The sequence below is a fragment of the Streptomyces sp. NRRL B-24572 genome (assembly GCF_002156145.1).
GTDB classification, from domain to species: Bacteria; Actinomycetota; Actinomycetes; order Streptomycetales; family Streptomycetaceae; genus Streptomyces; species Streptomyces vietnamensis.
The window spans coordinates 1-1,381 of record NZ_MWIG01001013.1 but is presented as its reverse complement, the minus strand read 5'-3'; the positions used below and the strand labels follow the sequence as shown (position 1 = coordinate 1,381).

Here is a 1,381-nt window from a genome sequence, read left to right as displayed (position 1 = left end):
GCCGGTCACGGCGAGGGCGGCGACGAGGGTTCGGGGGAGTGCGGTGAGGTTCATGCCCGGGGAACGATCTTGTCCTCGCGGGGGTCACGGAGAGTGGCACGGGAGAGGGAGAGGCGCTCGGCCACGGTGCGCGCGCCCGCCTTTCGGGTGGAGGTGCGGGTCTGGGTGAGGGCCGCGCCCGCCAGGACCACGAGCGCGCCGACCGGGGTGTTCCAGGTGAGCCGCTCGTCCAGGACGGCGACGCCCGCCGCCGTGGCGATCACCGGGATGAAGTACGTGACCATGGCGGCCGTCGTCGGGCCGACCTCCGCGACGACGCCGTACTGGAGCAGCATCGCGTACCCCGTCCCCAGCGCGCCGAGGGCGATCACGGCGAGCAGCGGCATGAGCTCGACCGACTCCGGGACCGAGGTGAACAGGGGGGTGACCACGGCCAGTTGCAGCGTCGCGAGTCCGACCTGGGAGCCGGCGAGCGAGAGGTGGGAGGCACCGGTGCCGCTCAGGGTCCTGCGGACGTATATCCAGCCGACCGCGTAGCTGAACGAGGCGAGCAGGGCCAGGGCCGTGCCGGTCACGTCGAGGCCGGAGAAGCCCTGCCAGGCGCCGAGCACGGTGAGCACGCCGACGAAGCCGATGCCCAGACCGGCCGCGCGGACCCGGGTCGGCCGGTCCTCGGAGAGCGCCACGAGCGAGAGCAGCATCCCCCAGAGCGGGGTCGTCGCGTTGCAGATGCCCGCGAGGGTCGAGGGGATCGTCAGCTCCGCGTACGAGAAGAGGGAGAACGGCAGCGCGTTGAGCAGGAAGGCCGCGACCGTCAGATGGCCCCAGACGCGGGCTCCGCGCGGCAGCCGGTCGCGCTTCACGACGATCGCGACGGCGAGCACCGCCGTACCGAAGAACAGCCGCCCGAACGTGACCTGGAAGGGCGCGAAGCCCTCCGTGCCGACCTTGATGAAGAGGAAGCTGAAGCCCCAGATGAGGGCCAGGGCGCCGAACCGGACGCGCCAGTCGAGCAGTGGGGAGGAGGGTGTGCGGGCGGGGGACGGGGCTGCGGGGCTCATGCGCTCAGGGTGACCGGAACGACGTCTTAGAACAAGCGAGAATTCCTCGACCCCTCCCCTTAGTATCGCTTACATGTCGAACCTGGAGCGGACATGTTGAACCTGGAGCGCCTCCGTACCCTCGACGCCGTCGCCCGGCACGGCTCGGTCAGCGGCGCCGCCGACGGCCTGCACGTCACCACCTCGGCCGTCTCCCAGCAGCTGTCCAAGCTGGAGCGCGAGGTCGGGCAGCAGCTGCTCGCCAAGAACGGCCGGGGCGTGCGGCTCACCGACGCCGGGCTGCTGCTCGCCGAGCACGCCGCCCGCATCCTGTCCCAGGT

Annotated in this window: 2 protein-coding genes; one reads left to right on the top strand and one right to left on the bottom strand. The window is 71.5% G+C overall.

From position 1 onward, the window contains the following. Window positions 1–50: 50 nt before the first annotated feature. Entirely contained in the window at window positions 51–1,061 is a 1,011-nt protein-coding gene (locus tag CCN56_RS39565) for a DMT family transporter (protein WP_256962422.1), read from the bottom strand. 93 nt (window positions 1,062–1,154) lie between these two features. Between CCN56_RS39565 and CCN56_RS39560 the strand changes: the two genes are divergently transcribed. Continuing rightward, on the top strand, window positions 1,155–1,381 hold a 227-nt coding region (locus CCN56_RS39560), incomplete at its 3' end, for a LysR family transcriptional regulator (protein ID WP_143664809.1).

Excerpts from the sequence above, each read along its gene's own strand:
- CCN56_RS39565 (WP_256962422.1), bottom strand. The coding sequence starts at position 1,061 with ATGAGCCCCGCAGCCCCGTCCCCCGCCCGCACACCCTCCTCCCCACTG.